The sequence below is a fragment of the Sphingobacterium athyrii genome, from assembly GCF_003071065.1.
Classification (GTDB): Bacteria; Bacteroidota; Bacteroidia; order Sphingobacteriales; family Sphingobacteriaceae; genus Sphingobacterium; species Sphingobacterium athyrii.
The window spans coordinates 50,956-76,052 of record NZ_QCXX01000005.1; the positions used below are offsets into that span (position 1 = coordinate 50,956).

22 protein-coding genes are annotated in these 25,097 nt (G+C 40.6%); 10 read left to right on the forward strand and 12 right to left on the reverse strand.

Features of this window, described 5'->3' with window-relative positions:
• Positions 1 to 145: 145 nt before the first annotated feature.
• On the reverse strand, positions 146 to 1,741 hold the full coding sequence (locus tag DCO56_RS18150) for a FimB/Mfa2 family fimbrial subunit (protein WP_108635178.1): 1,596 nt from the start codon (positions 1,739 to 1,741) through the stop codon (positions 146 to 148).
• Positions 1,742 to 1,784: 43 nt separating this feature from the next.
• Positions 1,785 to 1,970, reverse strand: coding sequence for a hypothetical protein (locus DCO56_RS18155; protein WP_108635179.1), 186 nt, complete (start codon positions 1,968 to 1,970; stop codon positions 1,785 to 1,787).
• 1,172 nt (positions 1,971 to 3,142) lie between these two features.
• Between DCO56_RS18155 and DCO56_RS29330 the strand changes: the two genes are divergently transcribed.
• The 3 genes from DCO56_RS29330 (at position 3,143) to DCO56_RS18170 (ending at position 6,281) form a co-directional block, all read left to right on the forward strand.
• Positions 3,143 to 3,310 carry a hypothetical protein gene (locus DCO56_RS29330; RefSeq protein WP_181390600.1) on the forward strand — a complete coding sequence of 56 codons (168 nt, stop codon included), beginning with the start codon at positions 3,143 to 3,145 and terminating at the stop codon, positions 3,308 to 3,310.
• A gap of 38 nt (positions 3,311 to 3,348) precedes the next feature.
• A complete protein-coding gene (locus tag DCO56_RS18165) occupies positions 3,349 to 5,229 on the forward strand; it encodes a fimbrillin family protein (RefSeq protein WP_108635181.1) in 1,881 nt (626 codons plus the stop codon).
• Positions 5,230 to 5,660: 431 nt separating this feature from the next.
• Positions 5,661 to 6,281 (forward strand): hypothetical protein, encoded by a 621-nt coding sequence (locus DCO56_RS18170; RefSeq protein WP_108635182.1) that lies wholly within the window; start codon positions 5,661 to 5,663, stop codon positions 6,279 to 6,281.
• Here the strand turns inward: DCO56_RS18170 and DCO56_RS18175 are convergent.
• Genes DCO56_RS18175 through DCO56_RS18185 form a run of 3 tightly spaced genes read right to left on the reverse strand, consistent with a single transcriptional unit; the run spans position 6,276 to position 7,978 of the window.
• The gene (locus tag DCO56_RS18175; RefSeq protein ID WP_108635183.1) at positions 6,276 to 6,683 is read right to left on the reverse strand and encodes a hypothetical protein; all 408 of its coding nucleotides are present in this window, start codon (positions 6,681 to 6,683) and stop codon (positions 6,276 to 6,278) included. The two genes, DCO56_RS18170 and DCO56_RS18175, sit on opposite strands and share 6 nt — an antisense overlap.
• A gap of 31 nt (positions 6,684 to 6,714) precedes the next feature.
• Positions 6,715 to 7,548: a helix-turn-helix domain-containing protein gene (locus tag DCO56_RS18180; protein ID WP_108635184.1), complete on the reverse strand. Its 834-nt coding sequence runs from the start codon at positions 7,546 to 7,548 to the stop codon at positions 6,715 to 6,717.
• Entirely contained in the window at positions 7,535 to 7,978 is a 444-nt protein-coding gene (locus DCO56_RS18185) for a response regulator (protein WP_108635185.1), read from the reverse strand. Before DCO56_RS18185 ends, DCO56_RS18180 begins: the two co-directional genes overlap by 14 nt.
• A gap of 531 nt (positions 7,979 to 8,509) precedes the next feature.
• Between DCO56_RS18185 and DCO56_RS18190 the strand changes: the two genes are divergently transcribed.
• Positions 8,510 to 9,751 carry a tyrosine-type recombinase/integrase gene (locus tag DCO56_RS18190; RefSeq protein WP_108635186.1) on the forward strand — a complete coding sequence of 414 codons (1,242 nt, stop codon included), beginning with the start codon at positions 8,510 to 8,512 and terminating at the stop codon, positions 9,749 to 9,751.
• A 121-nt stretch (positions 9,752 to 9,872) separates the two neighbouring features.
• Here DCO56_RS18190 and DCO56_RS18195 read toward each other — a convergent pair whose 3' ends face one another.
• Together DCO56_RS18195 and DCO56_RS18200 are read right to left on the reverse strand one after the other, a co-directional pair.
• The gene (locus tag DCO56_RS18195) at positions 9,873 to 10,661 is read right to left on the reverse strand and encodes an HAEPLYID family protein (protein WP_108635187.1); all 789 of its coding nucleotides are present in this window, start codon (positions 10,659 to 10,661) and stop codon (positions 9,873 to 9,875) included.
• 48 nt (positions 10,662 to 10,709) lie between these two features.
• Positions 10,710 to 11,162, reverse strand: coding sequence for a hypothetical protein (locus DCO56_RS18200; protein WP_108635188.1), 453 nt, complete (start codon positions 11,160 to 11,162; stop codon positions 10,710 to 10,712).
• Between the two features lie 188 nt (positions 11,163 to 11,350).
• On the opposite strand from DCO56_RS18200, the gene DCO56_RS18205 reads away from it, so the two are divergent.
• From DCO56_RS18205 to DCO56_RS18220, 4 genes are all read left to right on the forward strand, one after another.
• On the forward strand, positions 11,351 to 12,019 hold the full coding sequence (locus DCO56_RS18205) for a hypothetical protein (RefSeq protein WP_108635189.1): 669 nt from the start codon (positions 11,351 to 11,353) through the stop codon (positions 12,017 to 12,019).
• A 70-nt stretch (positions 12,020 to 12,089) separates the two neighbouring features.
• Positions 12,090 to 12,563, forward strand: coding sequence for a lipocalin-like domain-containing protein (locus DCO56_RS18210; protein ID WP_108635190.1), 474 nt, complete (start codon positions 12,090 to 12,092; stop codon positions 12,561 to 12,563).
• A gap of 287 nt (positions 12,564 to 12,850) precedes the next feature.
• Positions 12,851 to 13,615 carry a LuxR C-terminal-related transcriptional regulator gene (locus DCO56_RS18215; protein WP_108635191.1) on the forward strand — a complete coding sequence of 255 codons (765 nt, stop codon included), beginning with the start codon at positions 12,851 to 12,853 and terminating at the stop codon, positions 13,613 to 13,615.
• 55 nt (positions 13,616 to 13,670) lie between these two features.
• Positions 13,671 to 14,486 (forward strand): LuxR C-terminal-related transcriptional regulator, encoded by an 816-nt coding sequence (locus DCO56_RS18220; protein WP_108635192.1) that lies wholly within the window; start codon positions 13,671 to 13,673, stop codon positions 14,484 to 14,486.
• Positions 14,487 to 14,630: 144 nt separating this feature from the next.
• Here the strand turns inward: DCO56_RS18220 and DCO56_RS18225 are convergent, their stop codons facing one another.
• From DCO56_RS18225 to DCO56_RS18235, 3 genes are all read right to left on the reverse strand, one after another.
• Positions 14,631 to 16,967: an Ig-like domain-containing protein gene (locus tag DCO56_RS18225; RefSeq protein WP_146191079.1), complete on the reverse strand. Its 2,337-nt coding sequence runs from the start codon at positions 16,965 to 16,967 to the stop codon at positions 14,631 to 14,633.
• 131 nt (positions 16,968 to 17,098) lie between these two features.
• Complete coding sequence (locus DCO56_RS18230) at positions 17,099 to 18,286, reverse strand: C1 family peptidase (RefSeq protein ID WP_108635194.1); 1,188 nt, start codon at positions 18,284 to 18,286, stop codon at positions 17,099 to 17,101.
• A gap of 9 nt (positions 18,287 to 18,295) precedes the next feature.
• On the reverse strand, positions 18,296 to 19,423 hold the full coding sequence (locus tag DCO56_RS18235; RefSeq protein ID WP_219929417.1) for an acyltransferase family protein: 1,128 nt from the start codon (positions 19,421 to 19,423) through the stop codon (positions 18,296 to 18,298).
• A 297-nt stretch (positions 19,424 to 19,720) separates the two neighbouring features.
• On the opposite strand from DCO56_RS18235, the gene DCO56_RS18240 reads away from it, so the two are divergent.
• Complete coding sequence (locus DCO56_RS18240) at positions 19,721 to 22,042, forward strand: TonB-dependent receptor (RefSeq protein ID WP_108635195.1); 2,322 nt, start codon at positions 19,721 to 19,723, stop codon at positions 22,040 to 22,042.
• A 5-nt stretch (positions 22,043 to 22,047) separates the two neighbouring features.
• On the forward strand, positions 22,048 to 22,830 hold the full coding sequence (locus DCO56_RS18245; RefSeq protein ID WP_108635196.1) for a DUF4249 domain-containing protein: 783 nt from the start codon (positions 22,048 to 22,050) through the stop codon (positions 22,828 to 22,830).
• A gap of 25 nt (positions 22,831 to 22,855) precedes the next feature.
• Here the strand turns inward: DCO56_RS18245 and DCO56_RS18250 are convergent, their stop codons facing one another.
• Complete coding sequence (locus DCO56_RS18250; protein ID WP_108635197.1) at positions 22,856 to 23,926, reverse strand: endonuclease/exonuclease/phosphatase family protein; 1,071 nt, start codon at positions 23,924 to 23,926, stop codon at positions 22,856 to 22,858.
• Positions 23,927 to 24,017: 91 nt separating this feature from the next.
• Complete coding sequence (locus DCO56_RS18255) at positions 24,018 to 25,097, reverse strand: mechanosensitive ion channel family protein (protein WP_108635198.1); 1,080 nt, start codon at positions 25,095 to 25,097, stop codon at positions 24,018 to 24,020.

Sequence of the window (25,097 nt, forward strand, 5' to 3'; positions counted from 1 at the left end):
AATTTCCAATTATCCGAAAATAATACCTTAAACAGCAACGTAGGCCAAGCGAATTTAATAAATAATTTGGAACGAAAAAAAACGCCTTCCCAAAAAGGAAAGGCGTCTCCATTAAACTTATTATTCAAATAGATCTTTTAGTATCTTAATTTCGTACACAACGCACCTGCACAGCATCACCGGAATTAATTCCATTAATCTGACAGTCCCAACCAATACTTCCTTTAGCTCCACCCATTTCAAATTTTTTGTATCCACCACCATTAGCTGTGATCAAATAATAAGCTTTATTATTCTCACCATTTAGTGTATTAGACGTACTATATTGACCAGCAAATAACATAAATAAATACTGATCTCTTGCCGCCCCAGGATGATTATATACACCATAGAACATTCCCATCTTGCCCCCAGCGTTACCGCTAAATGTATCTACCCATCTAGCTGCAGCATCGCTACGTCTATTTTCAGCACTATTTGGGTTTGTCCTTTGGATCAATGCACTTGCCTCCTGCTCAGTTGGCAATCTCCAAGTATTACCATCCACCAATTTGCAAGGGTCACCAGCCGCACCGTTTCGCTCTCTTGAAGGAGTTTGGTAAACCCAAGGATCCTTTGTATCGGATGTCGGAATAAATTTAGGCAACACATAATCAGGAAAGAAATAATCGCCGGCTGCATTATTCGCTTGCGCAAAGCCATACTTACCCGTACTTGGGTTGTAAACCAAATTTCCCAGTCCCCAAGTACTACCACCGATATTTACGTCAATTGGCCTTTTCAAAGTGATATCCAACTGATATTTCACACCAGGTTTAAGGTTCCATCCTCCTTTGGTTAGATTCTTTGCAACACTTCCACCGATTGAAACTCCAGACAATACTATTGTTCCATTTGTTGTAGCAGCCGTTGTGATGTACGTAGAATCCGAATTGATTACTGTTCCATTGGTATTTTTAAGATTGAACGCTACCGGATTTGCAGCCCCAGTAAAGGTCATTGCACCATTCGCAAGCGCCACATCAACAGCTGCATTGGAAGGAGCAATTGTTGCACCTGTAATACTGCTTACAGACCCCAACTGCGAGGCATCAAATTTCAATGTCACTTGTGTAAACAAATGCGCCAGATCAGCATTCAATAGATTCTGTCCATCTTTTACTTCAAATGGAACCTGAGCTAACATGAGGTCCTGATCAGCGGTCAGCCCCTCAAAATTAACGGCACTCAGTTTTGCACCTGCAGCAATTGAAGGCAAGGTCTTATTGGTACCGGACGCATAAATTACGAAAGTATATTTTCCTTTTTCTATTGCAAAATCCTGCGTACCGTTTCCCTGTGTAAAAGATTTTGTTTCTTTATAGTCACCCGCTGCATCAAATATTGCAACATAATAAACAGTACCTTGTTTCAATGCTTTTTGATCAATACCTGTCGAAACGGTAGCCGCACGGTTAGATGCCTTTAAACCTGGAGCCGCTGCGGTTTCAGCGGTCAACGTCGCCACCAATGTATATTGATTGTCAAACGGAATTTCTACTATTTGTGCTGCCGAAGCATAAGAACGGCCAACTGAAGCCGCTTTTACCGGACCTTCTGGCGCAAATGCCTGTCCTATATTTAAACGTACGGTAGGTCCATCCGGAATGACCACGTTATTAGTATCTTTACTACATGATGAGATGAAAATTACGCAGGCCAAAAGAGAGGCTAAACCGAATTTTGTTGTAAACTTATTCATAAAATAATTGTTTATATCACTAATAATTTAATTATCCTAAATACTACCACTCTACATCCTGACTTTGCGTCTCAGTCTGCCAAGATTCGGTCATCGGACCACTTACAGAACCTTGATTGGAACCTGCAGCAACGCTGTATTCCAGCTCTACATGTAACGCATTCACACAAGGAGTTTCATAAGGAAGACGGCCATTTAGGTTAGCCAAATTTTTTGTGTTCGTTTTCATTTCTTATATTTTTAATGTTCTAAAGCAATTTATATTTGTGTAGCTTACACACACTACAAAAAAGAAGCTATCTAACTGATAAATAGATCTTTATTATAGAATAATATGACACTTCTTAATCAGAAGTTGCACGAAAGTAGATAATATTCGAAAGGGACCAAAGGAATTCAGACGATGTTTATTTTCCTGTAGCTAAGCCACTACAAACGAGCTAAACTAGAGACGTTTACATGACAATTCCATGAGAGTTAAGGTCAGCATTGTAAAAATTCAACCGTGAAGAAGAATTAGGGAGCTACTATTTTAGAGCAAATCAAAAAGCAAGGTCTAACTATGGACCGAAACCAGGATTACAAATCCATTAATTGCTTAAACACTTTAATTATTATGAAAATGAAAACACAAAACAACAACAAAAAACAAAAAGCCTAAATCGATATATATTTTTCTAAAACAATAAACACATTTTTATATTACTGTTTACCAACAAACATACATCGAGACATAATGGTGAATATTTTTTTAAAAACAGAAGTTAATATTATTAAGAAATTGATTATCGATATTTAAAAACACCAAACATAATTCAAAAATAATAGAGTAAATAACACACAAGTGCTAACACGTGACATTAAGAAACTACCTGTTCAAACATCTTAATTATAAAACAAAAATTTGACAGAAAAAAATTATTCCCGGTTAAAACAAAAGACAAAAAACTTTGTTAAGGCAAGTATTACGATCAATGTAAAGCGATAAAAAATACTTAAAAAGCATTTCAATTTTAAATCAAAAGACAGTTATACAAAAAATATTAATAATAAAGCCCTGAAAAGGAAAGATGATTAAATATCACAGGAATTTTATGCTAGAAAATAATTTACAATTTTTTTTTGCACAAGTTGATATTTAGTCGTAATATTACAATTCAAAAGTGTAAGTGTGTTAGCCAAGCTAGAAATAAAATAGTAGACATATATAAATTTATACAGCATTAATAGAATATTTATAACAAAATTAACGCAGCGATAACTACACCACTTGTCTGTACGCAGAGACAAGCAGCTTATCAAAACGTTAATTTCTAAATTTTTAACAATGAAAAATTAAATTGTCCATTAAATTTTAAACCCCATGTTAGTAATAGCATGGATTATCCAAATAATATTATCATGAATAAGAACGCAAAAAAAATGTACGTAGCTCCGTCCATTAAGGAGCACGTTATTGAACTTGAGCAAGGCATTGCTGCAGGTTCTCAGGCCCAACCAGGTGCTACTCCACAATCAAGCGGCTGGGGAGCCGGAGCAGACGAAACCAATAACGGTGACGCATCCTAAACAAGTATTTAAATTATTAACAACAGAAAAGCACTAAAATGAAATTTCTACAAAAGAAAGGGGCTCACTGGGTTGTTGCAATGGCAATACTTGCGATACCAGGGACGTTGATAACGAGCTGCTCCAAAGATTCAAAAACAGAACTTGTTGACACAAAAAGCAACAAATTAACCATCTCAGTTGGCGGTATCAATACAAACAACGATGAAGGTGTAAAACGTATGGGTGTTTCCTCATCCAGCAAAACAGCACAAAGCAAAATTTATTCGTTCAGTGATGTCGACATGCAAATTTCGACGGATAATAATGTTCCTGTAAAAACCAGTAGTTTGGCTAATTCTGTACGTTCAAACGGCACAGCAGCTGACGTTGCTCCTGGAGTAACAGAGAATATGGAACAAGACACAAAATATGTAGTATATATCTACTCAGGAAATACACTAGTTACGTCGAAAGAATTATTGTCAGGCACTGCAGGTACTATCGAAGGTCTTGATCCAGCCGGATCCTACACTTGGGTTGCACTTTCATACAACGCGAAAGACACAGCGCCATCAATAACGCCAGCGAGTGGATCAATTGCACTTCCTCAGAATAAAGACGTGCTTTATGCAACTGGCAGTGTTAATTTAGCGTCTAGCCCTACCATTAATATTCTATTTAACCACGCTTTTTCACGCGTTGGTATAGAATTAAATACTATCGGTGTTTTTGGTAATATCACTGGGAACCCTAGTGTTTCTGTATCAGGTTTGAATTTAGCAACAGGAAGCATTAATTTATTGGATGGTACTGTGACCGCCGGTGCATCATTCACACCGACGCTTAGCTATGCCGATTTCAAAAATATCGATCCACTACATAATGATGCTAAAATTGCTTACGTATATACAGCCTCAACCGCTGCACAAAGTGCTGTCAAAGTAACACTACAGAACTTAAACATTAACCACGTAGACGGGAGTTTAGCACGGACATACTTTGCAACTGCAACGGATTTTAATTTCTCTGTGACACCTGAGCTAGGCAAAAGCCATCGCTTATTGTTAAATGTTATTGAATCTCCATTAGTCACTGGCAGTGGCAGTACTGCTGTAAGATGGAGTCGTTCAAATTTATTTGAAAGAGATGGAAACGATCCTTTACGGAAATATGCTTTCTATGCGACAAATGCACAAAGAAGTAGAGGAGATGGCTATTTCTCTTACGGTTCTTTGGTTGCCGCTCGATTCCCATCAAGTGCTGCACAAAAGGGAGATCCTTGTACAAGAATATATCCGCAAGGACTTTGGAAACAGCCTACAAGCACGCAGGTTGAAACCCTAACTTCGACAACAGGATTGTTAAATAACGTACTCAATCTTGTCGGAACATTACTGGGCGCTGCAGATCCAGCACCGGGATCCTCAGTTGGTACTGATGGAGGAAACCACGCTCAATACGCGATTACTGGTGGAGGTACAGCTGGGACAAATGCTTTTGGTACAGCAACGTCAAATTCAAATAATCTGCGCTTCTTCTACAATGGACAGATTGTAAATACAGCAGTTCTTACTGGGATTGGTGACAGTGGCAATGGATTATTAGGACTCGGTCTTTCAAATCTTTCGGCAAATCTATTGGGTTTAAATGTTTTGAACACAAATATTCCTGTATTAGGAACTTCTTATAATGCCTCAGCTGCATTCTGGACAGATTCTCCTGTCTTAGCTGGACCTTTATTAGATTTATTAGGTACAAGAGTGGGCTACTATGGTTACCATGCTTTTACAACAAGACGTACACTTGGAGGATTAATCCCTATTGGGGATCCATTTGTAAAAGCTTCAACTACTGCTGAAGCGTTGAATGTAGAACTTTTAGGCTTAGATTTATTGAGAACTTCATTCAAAAATGTTCGTTGCGTACGCGCAAACTAATATAAACTGATATTTTCAGTACTCCTATTTCAAAGCAAGCGGCTAGATAAATCTAGCCGCTTTTTTTATTGTGGCCGACTACCTACAAAAATTCTTTTTCACATTTTTTAACACGATTATCGTCAATTTTCACACGAAAAGTTCCAATTATATTTTCTACTTTTGAGCCATCAAGTCATTTTTTTTGCGTTCGACTTGATAATATTAATGGATAAAATGGAACGAAGGCGTTCGTTCCATTATTTTTTTTATAACTGATAGCAAGTCCATTAGGTCAAAATACACATCAGCTATTGCCAGTCTTTGCAAACTAAGAAGCTGACGATCTACCCCTGAAACTTCTTAAAATACCGGCAGCCTAGCTTCTGATCGAGGTGACGCGATGGAAAACTGATCTGCTGCGCTAAAGGATATCATTTTCAGAAAATAAAATGGGAAAAGTTACAGACAATGCACTGGCCACATTGATCTCATCACGGATTGTGGAGATCATGAATCAGACAGGACTCTCGCTCAATGGCCTCGCAAGTTTCTCCGGCTTAACGGCAGGACCACTGCGCAGCCATTACAACAAAACACTCACCATCACCGTGGAACATGTCGCAAAAATATGCCGGCCGTTTTCCATTTCGCTTTCAGACTTTTTCAACCCGAAAATAGCGCTGACCATACATACTGACAGTCTTCCCAACTTACATATTTTTAAAGAAACAATATCCGCTCAGGAGCAAAACTTCCTCCTGAAACAAAAAATCGAATCGGCAAATGAAGCCGTCAATGAGGACCTGAGAAGACAACGCGAGCTGATCGCCTATGTCGTTTATGCCTCGGATTATTTTTCCGAACCCCGAACACTCGAACAGATGGTCGACGATTTCCAGGAAAATTATAACATCAATTTTAGCACCGAAAGGATCTATAGCTTGTTACGAAAATATGTTGGCCGCGAAGTCTTACAACGAAAACCCTTGCCCAGAACAAAATGCAAAGGTCCCATCAGCAGAAGACCTTTCCTGTATTTTAAGTCCGCGCCCCAAACCCAACAGCTATAAAGCAGTTATTGAAACAAACGTTTTCGTCCCGGGTTGAAGCGGAAATGTTATCTGCCGCTGTCCGCTTATTCTTTTCTCCCCCGTATCGCATGATATAGCCGGCCTATTCCCGAGTATAAAATTTTTATATCCCTCTCCTTCGCTGTCGACTTCCCTACCAATAGCGATGCGCGCTCCAATTAAAAGCATCTCAAACGGCCCCAATGTCCTAACAGCCAAAGAATCCACGGAAATTGCCCGGGCGTCACCCGATGAAAAATAAGCTTGATTCGGATTACAGCTGACCGAGATAATGGTACCCAGTCGAATTGTCAATGACGCTTGTTGCGCCATAGTGGTCCATCCATTGAATAACTCAAAAACCAATGTAATCACTATCAGAAATAACCGATTAACATTCATAGGGTATAATTTTCTTAGATTTTCATCTCAGCTAACTTTGCCTCAACGCACGTGGAATATGGCCTGTCTGCTTTTTCACAAAATTCCGGAAGTTGGATTCATCGTTGAACCCCATTTCATAGGATATCTGTGAAATAGATAGACTGGTATGCTTGATATATTTTACAGCCTGCTGAACTAAAACGGACAAAATCAACGATTTGGCGGTTTTGCCAGTCACCGATAAACATATATCTGTTAGCTTGCGCGCAGTAACGTGAAGCTGATCTGCATAGAATTGTACATAGGTATGTTCCCTGCAATGTTTATGAATCAACATCGAAAAATGATTTACCAGCGCAATATCGCTTGCGCTCTTTAGCTGCGACATGTGATCGCCTGCCGCTATATCATGATACGCATCCAATAAAAGCGATTCCACACAGTGGTGTGCAACACGATCAAATATATGCCCCTGCATACGCACCCTAAAGAGGCGGCTCGTAATCTGTTGATTAAAAACCTGTTCGCCAAAGCGAGAGTCATGATACAGAACCGGGCTTTCTCCAAAAAATAATGGTGAATGAATTGTAGCGGTATCTTCGAGTGAACGTTCATAAAATGCGGCAGTGAAACAAAGCAGATAACCTTTGCCCAAACGCACATTTGACATGTCAATAAACCTACCGGGACCAACAAAAATCATCTGATTTGTGGCAAGACGATACTTTTCTTTCTCAACTACGATATCAATCGGCTCGAAAGTCTTGATTATCGTAAAAAAATCCCGTCTGTTCTGTCCGAAGTCCTGATCAGGAATACTCCGAAAACTAAAAAACTCAAAGCCGCCAGTCGTAATATCGCCAAGTTTATCAGGAGTTGTCATACGAAACGATTGAAATGTTTTTTCTAATAATTACGGGCCGCTCATATTGTATCCCCATCTTTCCATAACCGAAAATTGCCTCCAACATCTGTTTCGGATTGCGTTTTGAAAAAATCTGCAGCGCTCCATTACGTCTGAAATCATTTACTTCAATCAGACAATCAGTAGCCGTATACCCGAATACTTTAATGGATGGAAATCGACTGCTCATTTCACGCACGGTATCTATCCCATTCATCACAGGCATGTGCAGATCCAAAATACAGATCTGGGGAAGTATTTTGCAAGAAGAAAGATGCCGAAGCAATTCGCTCCCGTTATCCGCCGTAAATTGCAGGTCAAACAGATCAAGCTGCGCTGAAAGCAGCTCAATAATCTTTTGCTGGAGCCTGCAGTCATCTGCAAAGATCAACTTAATCTTGTTTTCCATGTATGCTTATTTTTCATTAAACTATAGTACCCCATCAGCAAACCATCAAAAGATTAAGACGGAAGTATTTTCGTTTCCAACAATTTAATTTTCGAGACTTTGTTACAATCATGTTTTATTTTTTCCCCGTCTATCTCAGGAGAAATTTTATCGAAAGAATTCTCCGATTCGACAAGTATTACCTCAACTTTTGGTTGTATATAATTACGTTTCGATTTCATCATTATGCTATGATTAGTTTTTTAAACATTTTCTAAATAACCACTTGGGGTAATAATGTTAGTCTAATTCAGACTAGAAAAAATATATTAACATCTGATTTTCAGCTATATAAATTTTATCTATTTTAATACGATACGCATTCAGCTATTAATTTGGTATTTTTTTAATTCCATGGTTATTTTAGCATAATGGTTTGCACGCTTTTAAAATAAAAATGGTATATTTGAGTAAGTGAAATTGTAGTCTGAATTAGACTAATTCGTATATACTATTATCTTTATACTCAGATATTAGTAAAAAGTGTACGCGATGATTTTCAATTTTACCCTGTTGAGTACAGGCTCGACATCCCTGATTGCCCTAAAATTTATCGATGAACAACAAAAAGAGTTTGTCGTAAAAACATCCTTAAAAATCATTCCTAACCGTTGGAATCAAGACAAACAGCGTCCGGACAACATTTATTTAAAAATTTATAAAAAGCTTAACGCAAAATTAGACGCGATCAAAATTGCCATATCAAATTACCTGAAGGAGGTAGCATTTAAACAACGTAAATTCTCACTCAATGTTTTAACCCAGCTCATAAAAAAATGCTGCATTTTAAAAGAAAGCCCTTTCGAAGCCGGAAGTCTATTGGAAGCGACAGACAACTTTATCCAGAGCCGTCTGCACCTCATTTCCGACAATACACATCGGCGGTACAAAGTCTTTTTTAATATGTTAAGGCGTTTCGAAGGTTTCCAGCGTAAAAATCTGATGATCAATGAAGTAAACAGCGACTTTGTAAAAGAATTTATAAAATTCGGAGAATTGGAAGCCTATAGTTCAAGCACCATTTATCGCACCATATATTTTGTTCGTACTGTCCTCAATTTCTTGGAAAAAAGAGGGATACGTACTTTAGTTTATGAACTGGAACTTCCAAAAATCAAAAAACACAACCGTGTCATCAGCCTCACCGAAGACGAACTCATTCGAATAAAAGATACTGTTGTCCCTCCAGAACTGAAGGCAGCCAAAGACTGGTTGGTCATTAGCTGCTATACGGGTCAACGCGTTTCGGATTTTATGAATTTTAATCTTGATATGGTGGAAATCCTCGACGGAAAACCCTGTCTTTCGTTTACGCAGCAGAAGACACAAAAGACAATACTGCTACCCTTGCATCCGACAGCCATAAACATTATGTCTGACAATGGAAACAACTTCCCTTCAAAACTCTCTGCTCAGAAATACAATGAACAGATTAAGGAAATCGCACGCCTTGCCGGTATAAATAGCCTGATCAAAGTTCGTACCCGAAGTGGTTTCAGATCGACAGAAAAGCTGATACAGAAGTGGGAAGCGATTACCAGCCATATCGGCCGACGTAGCTTTGCCTCTAATTTCTACGGCAAGATCCCAACACCGTTGCTTATGCAAGCAACAGGGCATAGTACTGAGCTGATGTTTCAGCGCTATATTAGCAATACGGATACCGAACGGACACGCTCACTTGGGGTTTATCTTGATGAACTGTACAAAAGTAAATTTTTAGTATCCGGATAAATTTAAATTTTTATTTCATGAATTATTGCGCCATAAAAGCTCAAACAAAACAATTGTATCAACAACTAAAACAAGAAAATTAGCACATTACGAATGCTTTTTCTTCGAATTAAAAGCATTTTTAAAGTTGGTAAATCAGGCGGAAAAATGAGCTGATCGCGTTTTCCTTCCCTCCAATCGGAAAGCCGACGGCCATTCCAACAGCTAATTTATCATTCAGCCCCAATTTCACCTGTGGCCGCAATGTTGTTTCCAATAGGCCACGGGCAACTTCCTGATTTACCTCCAGTCCGATAAAATGATCAGTCTGTGGTAATGTATAGTGAAAGGATGTATTGATTTGCCAATTCATTTTGGTGGTATGTGATTTATAATGATAGGCAATTTCCGGCCCGGTATAAATTAATGTATGCCAGTTGGTATGCCAACTCTTTGCAGCGACGAAAAAGGGATTGAACGCTGTCCCCCCCGCAATGAAATTAAATAGCTGTGTATACCCCACCGCTAATGTTGTCGCCTGTTTTTTTGAGACATAAAAAGAATATTGTGACGACAGTCGCAAGCGTTCGAGTTCATTGCTTGACTTTACATGCTCCATTTTACTTTTTGAATACATAAAATCGGTTTCCACTTCCAGCCCCAGACGGTCAATGGGCGCGAACTCATACTCCATTAAATATCCGTATTCATCCACGCTACGCATTCTTTTAATATCTGCCCCCACATTAAACTCCTTCTCCCCCTTTCTTGCACCGAGGTCCCGAACAAGATCATTGTATAACGGTTCCGCATGATGTACTTTATCGGGTAGGACTTTATTTTCTTGTGCATTGACCGAAAAAGAACACAGCAGGATACAAATTGTAAAGACTGTACCTAAAAGCTTTAGAAGTGATTTGTTGTTTTTCATACGACAAACCTCCAAGCGAATTATGGAAACAATTGGGAATTTTATCTCTTATCCCATTTTTTTTATTACCCAGATAAAAGCAATCATCTGCCCTAAAAAACAACTTAGCCAAAGCGGTAATAAAGCCAAATACCACTGGCATTTCTTTCGTCCCCGACTGTAAGCTTCAGACCAAAATACAATAGACTTAAACGCAACAAAAATGGTTGTAAAGACAAAGCCCAAGATTGCAATTACTACCCCAATCCACAAAATATCAGCAGAAAGATAGTTCCCAAAGAATTCGTCTGTTAGACAAGAATTTATAACCAGTACTGCAATAGCAGTAAACATAATTATATAGCAAATGAGCACTCTTTCCAATAGCAATTTTGTATTGAACGTATATTTAGCTGCAGGTACACGGCCAAACCAATATATCCCCATTCCCAATCCAACAAGGGTGGTGATCATGCTTGGCAAATAAAATAAAAACAATATATAGTCTGTGTCAAATAACATTACTTTTCATTTCATAGGTTATTTTGGAACGCCCTTAAATAATATGGAACGAAGAGCATATCAATATCCAAAGTAAAGCTATACAAAATGGGAATCGTGTAAAATACCCCAAACGCGGTATTTTATTATCCTTTGGGAGGGGCTAGTTTTGGAAAAGTATATTACAACAACTTATTATCCCAAAAGCTATGAAAAAAGTATTACTATTATTTGCCTGTTTCAGTTTGCTGTATTACACAGCGGATGCTCAATCCAAACCTGGAAAAAAATATCTGAACATTGGTTATGTTTCTCAACATCTTAAAGCTGTAGATGACCTTGATGGTGAATCCAAGATCAAAAGTAAGTTTGGCGCCTCACTCAGCAGTGGCCGTACATTCTTCCTGAATCAGGAACCGATTGCCAAAGTGCTCTATTTTGGCATCGACTGGACTTATCTTGATTTAAATTATGCCCAATTTAAACAAACTGAGACCTATTCCATTGAAGACGGAAATGGCGGCATGATTACCGAGACAGATAACTATGTTACCCATAAAGGAGAAATCGGCATGCAGGTTGGTCCATCCGTCCATGTAGGTCTGACAGATGGGTTTACAGTATCAGCTCATGTCCGCTATGCTCCCTCCTACTCTTTACTTTATGCTGATGAAGAATTTTCCGGTGGGTTTGGCAACTTTTTCACGACAGGCCTATCAGCCAACTATGGTGCATTTGGACTAGGTTTTGAAACACGCTGGGGATCAGCTAAACATAGTTTCAATATTGACATTGACGAGCTTGAAGAACAGGAAGTAACCGTAAAAGAGAAAATAAAACTGAACGGAAGCCGTATATTTTTGGCATTCAGATTTTAAACTTTCTAGAAAAACAGCAATAATGGCAGATATAATTTCTGCTATATAAACCTTGTAAAAGAGAAATATTATGAAAACACTTCACGTAAAACATAAACCTCATTCCCTGTGGTTGACAATGTGCTTCTTCATCCTGTTATTTACAGGATGTAGTAAAGACAATGACTTCATTGATGAAAACGATGCAAAAAAAACGGCGGAAAGCATTGTTGGCAAATGGAACCTGGAAAAATTAGTCAATCAGGAAATACCAGGAACCACTGACACCTATACTGGTAAAAATGGCGAATGGGCCGAGTTTAAAAAAGACGGAACTGGATCCCAGCGCTGGGATGAAGGTGATGGGAGTTTCGATCTCGAACCCTTTACCTGGAAGGTAAGAGCGGATAAGTTAATCTTTAAAGAAAATGGTGATGATGATGAAGAAGCATTCACCATTATCAAACTGACAACACAGGAGCTGGTATTCAAAGGCGAAGGAACATATAAAAATGGAGATGGGAAGGATATCAAATGGATCGAAACATACTATCTCAAAAAGTAACATTTACACCTCCAAATACGCTGGTAGCCTCAAGACTGAGGCTGCCTTTTTTTGATTTATGCAAGGTCCAACAATGAAAGACCAGAAACTCTTTTCTTATCTCATAAATTAACTCCGTTATTAGTAGCGATTTTGTACAGTTTCCTTCCCACCTTATTTGACATTTTACCATTTTTTCACTATTTTTAGGGGATCTCAGCCGTATATGAAAAACAAGGATACCTAGCCAGTATCATTGTACACGTTCTTGCTATTTTCTAGTAACAGTATATTTAACCGATTGGAAGATGAAAAAACAGCAACATCTACTCTCTAACCTTTGGGACAGTTATCCTGATGCCATTTCTAATCAATACTCAATTCCCAAAAAAGTGAACATTGGTCGATTTTTAACCGAGCTTTTGGCCATTGGCCCTTTTTATTATTATGTTATCAATATCGCAGATAATAGCCTGTATCATATTCATGAGAATCTACTTTCTTTACATGGCTCAAAAACTTACCCAAGCGCCGTGCAGGAAATTATTGACTATATCCATCCAGATGATCTCAACTTTGTTTTTGAAGCTGAAAAGACCACTTTGGATAAAATGGAAGAAATGGGATTCGGTAAAGGTGTGTTTTACCGCACATCTTATTGCTTTAGAATGAAAGTAGCGGATGGAACGTATCACCTTTTTCATCATCAAGGGATTCATTTGAGCCAAGATCAAGAAGGGCGTTTTACGACAGCATTGAATATTCATACAGACATCAATCACATTACCACCATTAACAACCATATTGTTCTTGTAAAAGCCGTAGGTGATCGCAATTACTGTCAACTAGATCTCTCAGCAGGACCGCCCGAACTTAACCTGCCAAAACTTTCTAAACGTGAAATGGAAGTACTCCGTTTATTAACGCAGGGACTGTCGAGCCAACAGATTGCTGACAAACTTTTTATTTCCCCATTGACCGTTCGTGTACACCGGAAAAACCTTCTTAAAAAGACGGCATGTTCCAATAGTGGTTGCTTGATTAAAAAATGTATTGAACTTGGCTTAATCTAAAAATACTCCAAATGGGGTATTTTCCCCTAACGGTCCTATTGCTAATATTGTAAGGATGAAAAACAAGGAACATAGCCTGATTCCTATTTGGGAAAAATATCCGGAGATCTTTTCTTCAGAAGATACCGTTATAGATGCTGCGGCTATCGTTGAATTAATTTCAGAAATATTTATTACAGGTGATTATTACTACTATCTTATTGATATACTCAAACAGCAGCTCAGTCATCAACATCCACAGCTCTGTATTATACACGGTTTGGCAACAGTACCAAGCCACTTGCAGGAGATTATAGACCTAATCCACTCTGATGATCTTCCCTTTGTCCTTGAAGCCGAAGAACATTGTTACTATAAAGTATTGGAAATAGGTATTGAGCATATTAAAGACCTCAAGACCTGTTATTGTTTTCGCATGCGTGTCGCAGACGGTTCTTACCGCCTGTTTCATCATCAAGCTATAGCCTTGATCACAGATAAAGAAAATAAAATAGTCCGTAGTCTCAATATTCATACCGATATTTCCCATCTGACGCGGACCAATAATTATATTGCGACAGTGATGGGCATTAATGGCCGCACTGACTTCTATCAAATAGACCTATCGGCCAAACCAAAAAAGGATTATAGCAACTGCCCATTGACCAAACGTGAACTTGAGCTGCTGCCATTTATCGCCCAAGGGATGTCGAGCATTGAAATTGCAAAACAACTTGAAATATCCCAGTTGACGGTGCGCGTACACCGGAAAAATATACTCCGCAAAACCAATACCTGCAACAGCAGCTCACTCATCAAACGCTGTATAGAATTGGGCCTTCTTCTGCATGCACAGATTATCAATCTCCCTCTTCCTGACGTACTATTCTAGCTCAAGTTTCATTGCAAAGAAAACATGCATTGCAAATTAGCTGTTATACTATTCAAAAAAAAGACTATTCATGCGAATAGCCTTTCTACTTATTTAAATTAAATGGAAATATATCGTTCCTAAACAAAACATATTAACATTTCCTTATTGGAGCTTTATACTACTCCAAAACTGATTAAATGTACAGGCGTCAAAACCTGTCATCATCGTATTGGGCCTAATGGTACCATCAGCAAATAAAATGAAGGTGGCACTCATGCCGTACACCATCGGCGGTTGAGCAGGCGATGTAATCACGCCAATTACCCGTTTCATGGTATAAGGAATAACACTATTTTTATCTGGGCAACCATAGACCGGCGTATAACTATTAATATGAGCTGTTTCAAAAGTTGTTATAACACCATTTTTCGGATATTTGACACTTTTCATATCTACTTTACCATCGCTCCTATAAGTAAACGTCAGCACTTCATCGCTATTCCCATTTATTGGGTCTCCACCTCCTTCTATCTGGAGCGTCTTGCCCACAAATGTTCTATAAAGTTGATTGCTGATCGTTAGATCTATAACAATACTATCCATGCGTCCAGTAACAGGATCGGAGAATTTCACCGCCCAATTTTTTAAAACAATATCATTGGATTGAAATGTCCGGTTGGCATATCTTGAAGTAGCAATCAGACCTTTCGTAGATTGTATAAAATGCGCTATGGATCCATCTGAATAATTCAACAGCTTCCCATCTTCCTTAATATTAAACGTAATCAGTTCATTTTCCATTATTGTAACCGCATCGCCGTTTTTCCATTCCCGCATCACACTTACTTTAGTCATATCAGAATTATCCGTCTCATGTTTCATCTGGACAAGAGTAAAATTCCTACGTTTCTGCTTATAGCTAAATATTGTTTCCACCTTTGGGACAGGCTGTCCATTGCTGCCAATTACCTGTACCTTTACCGTTTCGGGTTTCTCCTGCTGCTTTCCGACCGTATAATAAGTCTTCGCTAATCCCTGATCATCTGTCTGCAGTTGTGTCTCGCTCAATGTGCCCACGATGATCCCCCAGGAGACCGACTGCACCGTCCAGCTGACACCAATATTCTTTAGCGGCTGTCCCGCTTTGTTGGTCACTTTTACAACCAATGGTGCTTTCAGTTTTTCTTCCCAGTCCACTTCTTGCCCCGCACCACTGACAATGGTAATCCGCGCAGGCTCCCGGTCAGCGATAGCAACTTCCTGTTTCGCAAAAACAGTCCCTTCATGCGCACTGAACCTATAAAACACATTTAACTTACTTCCAAGCTTGGGTTTCACCATCGCCTGATGCAGATTATATACAAGTTCCACGATCCCTTTTTCTTTATCCGAGCTCAGGGTTTGTTCTGATAAAACATGAACTTTTCCTTCCTGCTCCAATTCCACCCTGAAGTCAACAAACACCGGATTTCCAATCAACGCTTTCTTGTTCTTGTCCTCTACCTGCATGACTAGTTTTAACCGTCCCGCCAGATCGGTCTCATCGTATACTAGCGTGGAGTTTTTCAATAGAGGTATCAACTGTATATTTTTTAGGTTGACTGCAGCCTGTCCTTGGCCAAAATACCAGTTGAAAGTCGACAAAGGATCGGTTTTGTCTAAAGGATCTGTATGAAAAGAACCAAATAACAGGCCTGCCTTCGCGAGCATTGTACTCATCGTCCCCATATCATACCATAGTGCGCTAAAGGCATCCGCTGTTACGGAAGATTGCTCCAGCTTACTTGATAAGGTTCCCATACCTTCATTGGAAAGATCGACCAATGGTCCCAATACCGTATTTACATACTGTAAAACTACGCCAGTTGTCGCAGTGACTGAGGACTGTTTTGCAGGCCTTTTTATCCCCGGGAAACCTAATGTGTCTTTAGCAGTGGTATCGGTCGCTCTATTGGCTGCACGGGCAGCCATTTTGTATGTTCCCACAGGTTTACCATTCCGCAGATAAACGCTATTAACGAGTTCCTCTACTTTTTTATCCCAATCGACCCGATAAAGCTGGAATTCAAATTCCTTCAGGCTGTGCTGGCTGATTTTCAATATAATCGGTAAACGCTTCCCTTCACGTTCAGTATACATACGTAAGATTTGATGCTCTTCATCCATCTCTACGATACATTGATCACCTTTATTTGCACTGAAAACGATGCGATGATCCGACCCGAGATCACTGGCCGACTCTGGAGAAATATAATACGCAAGGTATCCATTTTGATAGTCAGCTTTAGCGTATAACTCCTGCTTACTACCCGCTCCAGCACTTCCTGACACATACACATTACCAATTCCTGGCATTTGTTTGCTGTTGTAGGCCGCCCGCTCTTTTTTTTCTAGCTGTCCGGTATTATCTTCATCTATTTCGCGTTCTTTTTTCGCACAGCTAATGGCTAAAAAATATCCCATGCACAGCATAAGAATATATAGGCTTATTCTTTTCATAATTTCACCCCTTTCTTTAGGCGTAAAATTAATGGAGCATCTTAATCTATAAAATACCTCATTTGGGGTATTTTACAACTATTTCTATTGAATTACAGGAAAGAACAAACCTTTCTGCCTTTATACTAGACTTACAACGCTTTCAAATTAATCTTAGCCGACAGTACTGGATTAAGCGCCGCCTTATGTAACATCAGGGAAATCGTTTTGTATTTCACGAATTCTTTGGTTACGTACATATACCCTTTAAAATCGTTGGCCTTTCCCCATGAATTTTTAACAAGGTAGTATTCCTTATGCAGCTGATCCCTGGCCAGCCCGACGATATGCATCGCATGATCATCGGTGGTCTCCCAATTGTCGAAAGCCATCTGCCGCTCTTCGGCAGTAACTTTCCTTTCGGGCATCGGTTTGACAAACATGGCTTTTTTCTCTTCGCTGGACATGCTATCAAAAGGCTTTTCGGGAACATAAGCAATACCATAAGGCCATGAGAACCCCTTCTCAGACACATCCGTTGTCCAGGCAATGGTAAAGCCCTGCTGCAATGCCGTATCAATAATCCCGGTTAGCTCTTGCATCGGTACATTATAAAAACGATCAAAAGACCAATTGTCTGGCACCATTAGCACAAAAGGCTTATAGTACGGCTGATCTGTTACAGAAGCAAAACCAATGTAATCATCAGGATCGATGCCGATCACCTGATCCGCAAATGATCGTGCCGTATAGGTTTTGCCCTTAAAGTCAAATTTTTCAGGCACCTTCCCAAGATGAGCATCAAGTGCAGCGCGGTAAGCCTGTTCCCAATTGGGCGTCAGTGGCCTGTTTTTCACAAGCACTTTGAGCATGCTGTTCAGCATGGGTGTCATTTTTTTAAAATCATTGTAGGTCTGGTTGCCGCGCAAGCCTGTGTAAACAGCCCCGGGCATCGCACCGTACTTGCGAAATACATTGAGCACATCATGTAATTGCCCCCCTTCGCCCATCGTCAGTCCTCCGTGGAGACGCACAAAATTATGCGCTTTGTCCACATAGGCCTGTCGGGCTGTATAAACCTGTGAAATTTCAACAGGCTCTTTTCCCATGCGGATCATCTCCGACTCCAAAAATGAATTGCCGGTATAGGACCAACAGGTATTCGATGCGCCCTGTTGTTTCACCGGAGTACAGCCAAGATTGATGACATCTGTAAATACATATTCCGTCCGGATCCGCTTGTACTTGTTTTTAATCAGTATTTTGCGGCCATAGTTGACCAGCAATGCCCCGATAACCAGTACAAGTAGAATAATGACAGGCCTTTTATATCTTTTCATAATTTCTTGTTAACGTCCGCCACTGACAATTGCCGTAAACCGAGGCCATAACTGCTTAAAAAAACTGTAAATCATCAGACCAAAAACAATGATAATAACGGGACAGAGAAAATACAGGAACAGCAATAAGACTTCAGACTGTGGCTTGAGCAACTTAAATAAAAATTTAATAACAAACACCAAAGGTAAACGATGGTAGGCAAAAATAAAAAAGCTGCCGTTGGCCAGGAACAGATTTGGGCGCCAGCTTTCTTTTCCTATAAAGTGAGCAACGACTGACACCGTAGCAATAAGACCTATGCTAATTCCCGCACAGTATAAATCAACCCACCAGCTTTTGTTCAGAAATAATAACTGTGCCACAACAAGCAGGACATACAATGGTAAAGCTATCGATAGCATCGGCCGCATACCACTGACAAAGTTTTTATTGTTGATACTAAAATACGCCCCTGCAGTGAAGAAAAAGAAAGAAACCGTACTCAGCCCCGGCAAATAAAAAAAGGGATTAAACATCCAGAGCAATCCCAATATAATCACGGCATAGGTCCGCAGTTTTTTGATCAGGATATAGACTATTGGTGAAAACAGCACGACAACCATCAGATCACGGATAAACCAAAAGGGTGAATTAACAGGTAACGATTTCTTTGAATGCGGGTTAATTTGAGAGGTATCCCAAAAGGACCAGAACCAGTCCAGCAGGCTATAATCCGTTATTAATTTGTTCCTTCCCGAAACTAAGCTGCCCGACAAAAATGTCTGTGCAAGCAAAAGGAATATGATGACCAACAGATTCCAGAAAACATAAGGAACCAACAGCGACCGGACCCGATTTTTCAACTTCTGCAGGTAGATTTCCATAGAAAAACCGGCTGTTTTATAGAAGAATAAAAAACCTGAAATAAAAAAGAAAAGCGGTACACAAACCTCGAAAATAACTTTGGAAAATAAGAAAAAGGTATGCGAGAACAAGGGATAGTTAACAAAGCTGATTTGCTTTACGCCCTTCATAACGATATCTGAAAAATCCGTATGGATAAATACCACACCCACAATCAGTGGGAATCGCAAAAAATCAATGGTCTTCGACTGCAATTCATCGCCAGACATTTTATAATGATAATCTTTACCCATTAGTTAGATTTACAGTATACATTTGTGCCATTAAATTACACATTTCAAAGTAAAAATCAGGCATTTGGTTTTCGGTTAGACAAATCTACCCGCTGATCAAAAGCAAATCTAACATTCAAATAACGCATTTAAGACAATATTCCATGTACCAAAAGCGTTACATAATAACTAAACCACATCAATAAAGTAGACTACTATGCAGCTAAAATCACTTAAACTATAGCAATAAATATTAATAAAGGATTAATACGTCATTCCGTTTTTTATTGTTCAGAAATCAACCAGACCAGCGTTAAAATGAGCTCGATTATTTCCTATTTTCTTCCGATTTCAATTGTGCTATCCCCTTTCCTTGCCTCCGCACAAGACGCACTCCTAAGTGGCTCCATTCGCGATTCCGTTAGTCAAACACCGCTTCGCGGAGCCATTATTACCATAAAGGACGGCATAGGCACGACCACCGACCTGCACGGACATTATCAGATCACAGTTCCTAAAGGTATTCACCTGGTAACTGTAAGTTATACGGGCTATCGGCAACAGGTCGCAACGGTCGAATTACGGCAGGCACTTAAAAAAAACTTTGCGTTACAGCCCCTAACCAAGCGAATTGACGAGGTCGTCGTATCAGCCAAGGAAAAGGGCGAAGCCATTGATGATCCACAGATGAGCACGGTTCATCTCCATATGAAAGATATTAAAGATGTCCCTGTCATCTTTGGCGAGAAAGACCTCGTTAAAACCATACAGTTGCTGCCCGGTGTACAAAGCGGCGGTGAAGGCTCTACCAATTTTCATGTGCGTGGTGGTGACGGTGGGCAAAACTTGATTCTCCTTGATCAGGCTACTGTATATAATGCATCGCATCTCCTCGGATTTTTCTCTACCTTTAATTCGGATGCGATCAAGGACGTACAGCTCTATAAGGGCGGCATACCGGCCCAGTTTAACGGCCGGATATCCTCCGTACTAGATATCTCCATGTTGGACGGTAACAAAAAGCAGTTCTCCGGCGAAGGCGGCCTGGGTATAGTTGCTTCGCGGCTCAAACTTGAGGGCCCCATTGTAAAAGATAAGAGCTCCTTTCTATTCAGTGCCCGCCGTTCCTATGCGGATTCATTTTTAAAACTGGCGAAAAGTAAAGATATGGATAAGAATAGCCTGTATTTTTATGATCTGAATGCCAAGCTCAGTTTTAGTCTGGGGAAGAAAACCAACCTATACCTATCGGGCTATCATGGCAAAGACAGATTAAAGTACAATGACCTATTTCATCTTTTTTGGGGGAATACCACAGCGACGGCACGCTTGAACCACCGCTTTAACAATAAAATATCCAGCAACACCTCACTTATCTACAGTGGATTCAATTATCAGGCCGGTGTTTCCAGCGAGCAAATCGATTTTCAGGTGGCCTCCAACATCCGGAACGTCAATGCCAAGCAGGATTTTTCCTATTATGCGAATGTCAATCATACCATCCGGTTGGGGGTAAGCGCACTGGCACAGTCCATCCGGCCAGCTAATCTCGCTTCGGGCAAAAATCAGTCTATCAATCCGACGGCCATTGAAAGCCAGCGCGGAGTTGATCTTGGTGGTTATATCTCCCACGAATGGAAAGCTACCAACAGGCTGTCGTTACAGTACGGCATCCATGTCCATGATTTTATGGTCCTGGGCAAACGGACCTTTTATCAATTTGACAAAAATGGAATGCCTATTTCCGAAAAACGGGATAACAGCCGGATTGCCAAACACTATATCAATCTGGAACCACGTCTGTCCGCCAGTCTAATGCTTGATGAACGCAGCAGCTTAAAAGCTTCTTACAATCGCATCGTGCAGAACCTGCATCAATTGACCAATACTACCGCCAGCCTGCCCACCGATCAGTATGTACTCAGTAGTCTCCGTATCAAGCCACAGCGTGTAGACCAGGCTGTCCTTGGTTACTTTCGTACTTTTTCGGACAAGCAATACAATTTTTCGGCCGAGGTCTATTATAAACGTCTGGGCAATCAGATCGATGTACGTAATGGGGCCACCTTACAGGCAGATGCCTATTTCGAAGGGGAGCTGCTCTTTGGCATCGGGCGGGCTTACGGACTGGAGGGGCACTTGCGTAAGAACAGCGGTCGTCTTAAAGGCTGGATCAGCTATACCCTTTCCAAAAGCCGACGTAAATTTAACGGGATCAATGACGGAAAATGGTTCAATGCACGACAGGATCGTACACACGACCTCGCAATTGTGGCCAATTACGTCCTTTCGGACAGCTGGACAGTCAGCGGGACATTTGTCTTCAATACCGGAAATGCCGTTACCTTTCCGAGCGGAAAATACCTTGTCAACGGCAAATCCATGTTCTACTACACCGAGCGGAACGGTTACCGCATGCCTGATTATCACCGCCTGGACCTGTCAGCGACTTACGCCCCCAATAAAACCGGCAAACGCTTTCATTCAAGCTGGACAATTGGCATATACAATGCCTACAACCGCAAAAATGCTTATACCATTGACTTTCGGGAAAACAAGGACAATCCCAATCTGACCGAAGCTTATAAAATTGTTTTATTCGGAATCATTCCTTCCGTCACCTGGAACTTTAAATTTTAGACCTTATGAATGCTAAACTGTCTTTTATCCTATCCAGTCTGTTGTTGCTGATTTCTTCCTGTGAAGAAAAAGTGGACCTTAATCTCAATGACGCTACGGCACGCATTGTTATTGATGCCCAGCTATCCGATGCCAGTCCAGTCCAGCGAATACGCATTTCACGATCCGTCGGATTCGACGATCCCATCAATACTTCCGGGATTAAAGGTGCAACGGTATGGGTCAAAGACAATGAAAATAGAAACTACTCTTTTCAATATGAGAAAGATGGCTATTATATCCATCGTACCTTTAAGCCCCTTTCCGGCCGGACCTATACGTTGCATGTTGACGTCCAAAAGCAGCAATATGGTTCTACCTGCCGGATGCCCGCTTATGTTGCCGTGGAGTCAACCCATATTTCCGAAAAAAATCTCGGCGGAGAAAATTATTTTTTTGCGGCACTGACCTTTAAAGATCCCGCTAAAATTTCCAATTATTATATTTATACCCTCTCCACCAATGGCGGCCCCTTTCGTTTTGCACGAGCAGAGTCCGACCAATTTAACGACGGACTGAAAGTAACCCATTATATCACCGACCAGGAGAAAGACCTATCCCCCGGTGACACAATTACTGTACGCCGCTATTGTGTGGACCAGAAAACCTATCAATATTGGAACGAGTACCAAAGCAACAATCTCAGCAACGCCGCACCCGGGAATCCGAAATCCAATATTTCCAATAATGCGCTGGGCTATTTCTCAGTAGCTCCGGTCATGGAATATAAGCTGAAGATCACACAATGACCAAGGAGCCCATCGCATGCGCAGACTATTCACGGTTGTCACTCTCCTCCTTACGTCCCTCCGCGATCAGTTCATTAACTTCGTTCATTTCTCCCTTTTCAAGCTCTTCGATATCTTCCGCCTGCTCATCCGAATAGCGGTCTATAAAGAAGGTACAGCCCATGGGAAAGTGATCAGAACCTACCGAAGGATAAATAAAAAGCTTGTCTATAAATACATTTGGGCTATGAAAAAGCAGATCCAGCGGAACCCTGAAAAACCAATAATTGGCATGAAAGGTCGATAAGATGCCACGCCCGATCCGTGCATCGATCAGCTTGCTTGTTTTTTTAAACAGGACCGAAGATCTTGCCCAGGCCACATTGTTAAAATCACCCGTCACCACCACCGGCATTTTATAATCGCGTACTTTTTTTGCCACACTGAGCAGATCACCATCCCGTTCTTTGGAATTTTCTTCCTCCGTAGGACTTGGAGGCGGTGGATGCACCGCAAAAAATTTAAAACGGTGACCGTCTTCTGTCTCCAATTCAGCCTCGATACTCGGAATGTCATCAGCCACAAAGTAATGTACCTGACTTTTATTGACCTTGAGCTTGGTGTAAAAATGCATGCCGTAGGTATTATCCAAGGTCACTTTGACCACATTTGGATAGTCTGATTCCAATTCCCGCAGGGCATTTTCCCAAACCGCATCGCTTTCCATTGTCAAAAAAATCTGCGGCTGCTCTTTCCGGATCAGCTCTATAAAACGGTCGTGCTCTTTATTGAACTGCAAGACATTACAGGAGATAATTTTGATGCTATCCGAGGCATCTTTTCCCTTTTCATATATTTCTTTCCGCCAAAATTTAGTATAGCGGACCAAGATAAATACATGATAGCCAATCAATAGCGCCTGAAGGATCTGTATGCTCCATATCCAGGGAGCATCCGCAACCAGGTAAAAGCCCCAGGCCAACAATGGCACCTGAAAGACCAGCAGCTGCAGCTTCACAAACTCAGCCACACGAAACACCCAGTGCTGGCACCTGATAAAAGGCAGCAGACTAAGGACAATCAAGAGCCCCGATAAAACAAAAAATAAAATCTGCATATTGCTTTCAAAATTACTTCACAAAGATATGGCTTGAACAAGACATTTCCGTATCCAATCACTGACTGGCAGGAAGATCCCCTAAAAAGGGTTACGCTTTAATTTCTTTCGCAGTATAATCAACTCGTGTTTTGGACAGGGCATCCGGAAAATTGAACTTGATATAATCGATCATCTGTTCACGTATGTAACAGCGGAGATCAAAAGCCTGCCCTGAATTACGGCAGCTCATCAAACAGCGTATCTCCATGGTATGCTCCTTAAGATCAGTGACCTGCAATACATTTACTTGACCATCCCATAGGGGATGTCCAGTGAGTAAATCCGTCAGCTTTTCCCGAAGCTGCTGCACGGGGATGGTAAAATCGGTGTAGATAAAAACCGTTCCCAATATCTCTGCTGTAGTCCGCGTCCAGTTCTGAAAAGGTTTCTCGATAAAATAGGTAATCGGCAGTACCAGACGACGCTTGTCCCAGATATTGACCACCACATAAGTGAGGTTGATTTCCTCAACCTTTCCCCACTCCCCCTCTACCACCAGCACATCGTCCATTCGTATGGGCTGTGTAAATGCGATCTGAAAACCCGCCAGCAGATTCCCTAGTGATTTCTGTGCCGCAAAGCCAATGATAATACCGCCGACACCCACACCGGTCAGCAATCCTGCACCGATCTTTTGCATGCTTTCAAAACTTAATAATACAATCGCCAGTGCGACCACAATAATGATGGTCACCACCACTTTGCGGATAAAAACGATTTGTGTCCTGACCTTCCGCTCACGTAAGTTATTCTCCTTGTTGACATCAAATCGATGGTACAGATAATCTTCAAATACTTTGATCGCCTGAATCAAAGCCAAGGCGAAAAAGCTGACTAACAATATCTCGTTGATTTTGGTCACCACCTGTAATGTTCTGGCATTAAAATGCGCAAAAGGAAGTAAACTGTTAAAGACCAGCAATGGAATAAAAATACTCAATATCCTGTTAAATCGGCGAATGAATGAACGAAACAGGGAATAAGAAGACTGCTCGATCGCCTGCCTTCGCAACAGGGGTATAAACAATATTTTTATGAGCATACCAATCAGGAATGAAAATAGGATTAATGCCATATTCCAGAGCCACGCAGGCCAGTTCTGTGAAAGTTGGATTAATACTTCGGTCAT

Coding starts and splice junctions, on each gene's coding strand:
- DCO56_RS18150 (WP_108635178.1), bottom strand. CDS start 1,741: ATGAATAAGTTTACAACAAAATTCGGTTTAGCCTCTCTTTTGGCCTGC.
- DCO56_RS18155 (WP_108635179.1), bottom strand. CDS start 1,970: ATGAAAACGAACACAAAAAATTTGGCTAACCTAAATGGCCGTCTTCCT.
- DCO56_RS29330 (WP_181390600.1), top strand. CDS start 3,143: ATGAATAAGAACGCAAAAAAAATGTACGTAGCTCCGTCCATTAAGGAG.
- DCO56_RS18165 (WP_108635181.1), top strand. CDS start 3,349: ATGAAATTTCTACAAAAGAAAGGGGCTCACTGGGTTGTTGCAATGGCA.
- DCO56_RS18170 (WP_108635182.1), top strand. CDS start 5,661: ATGGGAAAAGTTACAGACAATGCACTGGCCACATTGATCTCATCACGG.
- DCO56_RS18175 (WP_108635183.1), bottom strand. CDS start 6,683: ATGAATGTTAATCGGTTATTTCTGATAGTGATTACATTGGTTTTTGAG.
- DCO56_RS18180 (WP_108635184.1), bottom strand. CDS start 7,548: ATGACAACTCCTGATAAACTTGGCGATATTACGACTGGCGGCTTTGAG.
- DCO56_RS18185 (WP_108635185.1), bottom strand. CDS start 7,978: ATGGAAAACAAGATTAAGTTGATCTTTGCAGATGACTGCAGGCTCCAG.
- DCO56_RS18190 (WP_108635186.1), top strand. CDS start 8,510: ATGATTTTCAATTTTACCCTGTTGAGTACAGGCTCGACATCCCTGATT.
- DCO56_RS18195 (WP_108635187.1), bottom strand. CDS start 10,661: ATGAAAAACAACAAATCACTTCTAAAGCTTTTAGGTACAGTCTTTACA.
- DCO56_RS18200 (WP_108635188.1), bottom strand. CDS start 11,162: ATGTTATTTGACACAGACTATATATTGTTTTTATTTTATTTGCCAAGC.
- DCO56_RS18205 (WP_108635189.1), top strand. CDS start 11,351: ATGAAAAAAGTATTACTATTATTTGCCTGTTTCAGTTTGCTGTATTAC.
- DCO56_RS18210 (WP_108635190.1), top strand. CDS start 12,090: ATGAAAACACTTCACGTAAAACATAAACCTCATTCCCTGTGGTTGACA.
- DCO56_RS18215 (WP_108635191.1), top strand. CDS start 12,851: ATGAAAAAACAGCAACATCTACTCTCTAACCTTTGGGACAGTTATCCT.
- DCO56_RS18220 (WP_108635192.1), top strand. CDS start 13,671: ATGAAAAACAAGGAACATAGCCTGATTCCTATTTGGGAAAAATATCCG.
- DCO56_RS18225 (WP_146191079.1), bottom strand. CDS start 16,967: ATGAAAAGAATAAGCCTATATATTCTTATGCTGTGCATGGGATATTTT.
- DCO56_RS18230 (WP_108635194.1), bottom strand. CDS start 18,286: ATGAAAAGATATAAAAGGCCTGTCATTATTCTACTTGTACTGGTTATC.
- DCO56_RS18235 (WP_219929417.1), bottom strand. CDS start 19,423: ATGGGTAAAGATTATCATTATAAAATGTCTGGCGATGAATTGCAGTCG.
- DCO56_RS18240 (WP_108635195.1), top strand. CDS start 19,721: ATGAGCTCGATTATTTCCTATTTTCTTCCGATTTCAATTGTGCTATCC.
- DCO56_RS18245 (WP_108635196.1), top strand. CDS start 22,048: ATGAATGCTAAACTGTCTTTTATCCTATCCAGTCTGTTGTTGCTGATT.
- DCO56_RS18250 (WP_108635197.1), bottom strand. CDS start 23,926: ATGCAGATTTTATTTTTTGTTTTATCGGGGCTCTTGATTGTCCTTAGT.
- DCO56_RS18255 (WP_108635198.1), bottom strand. CDS start 25,097: ATGACCGAAGTATTAATCCAACTTTCACAGAACTGGCCTGCGTGGCTC.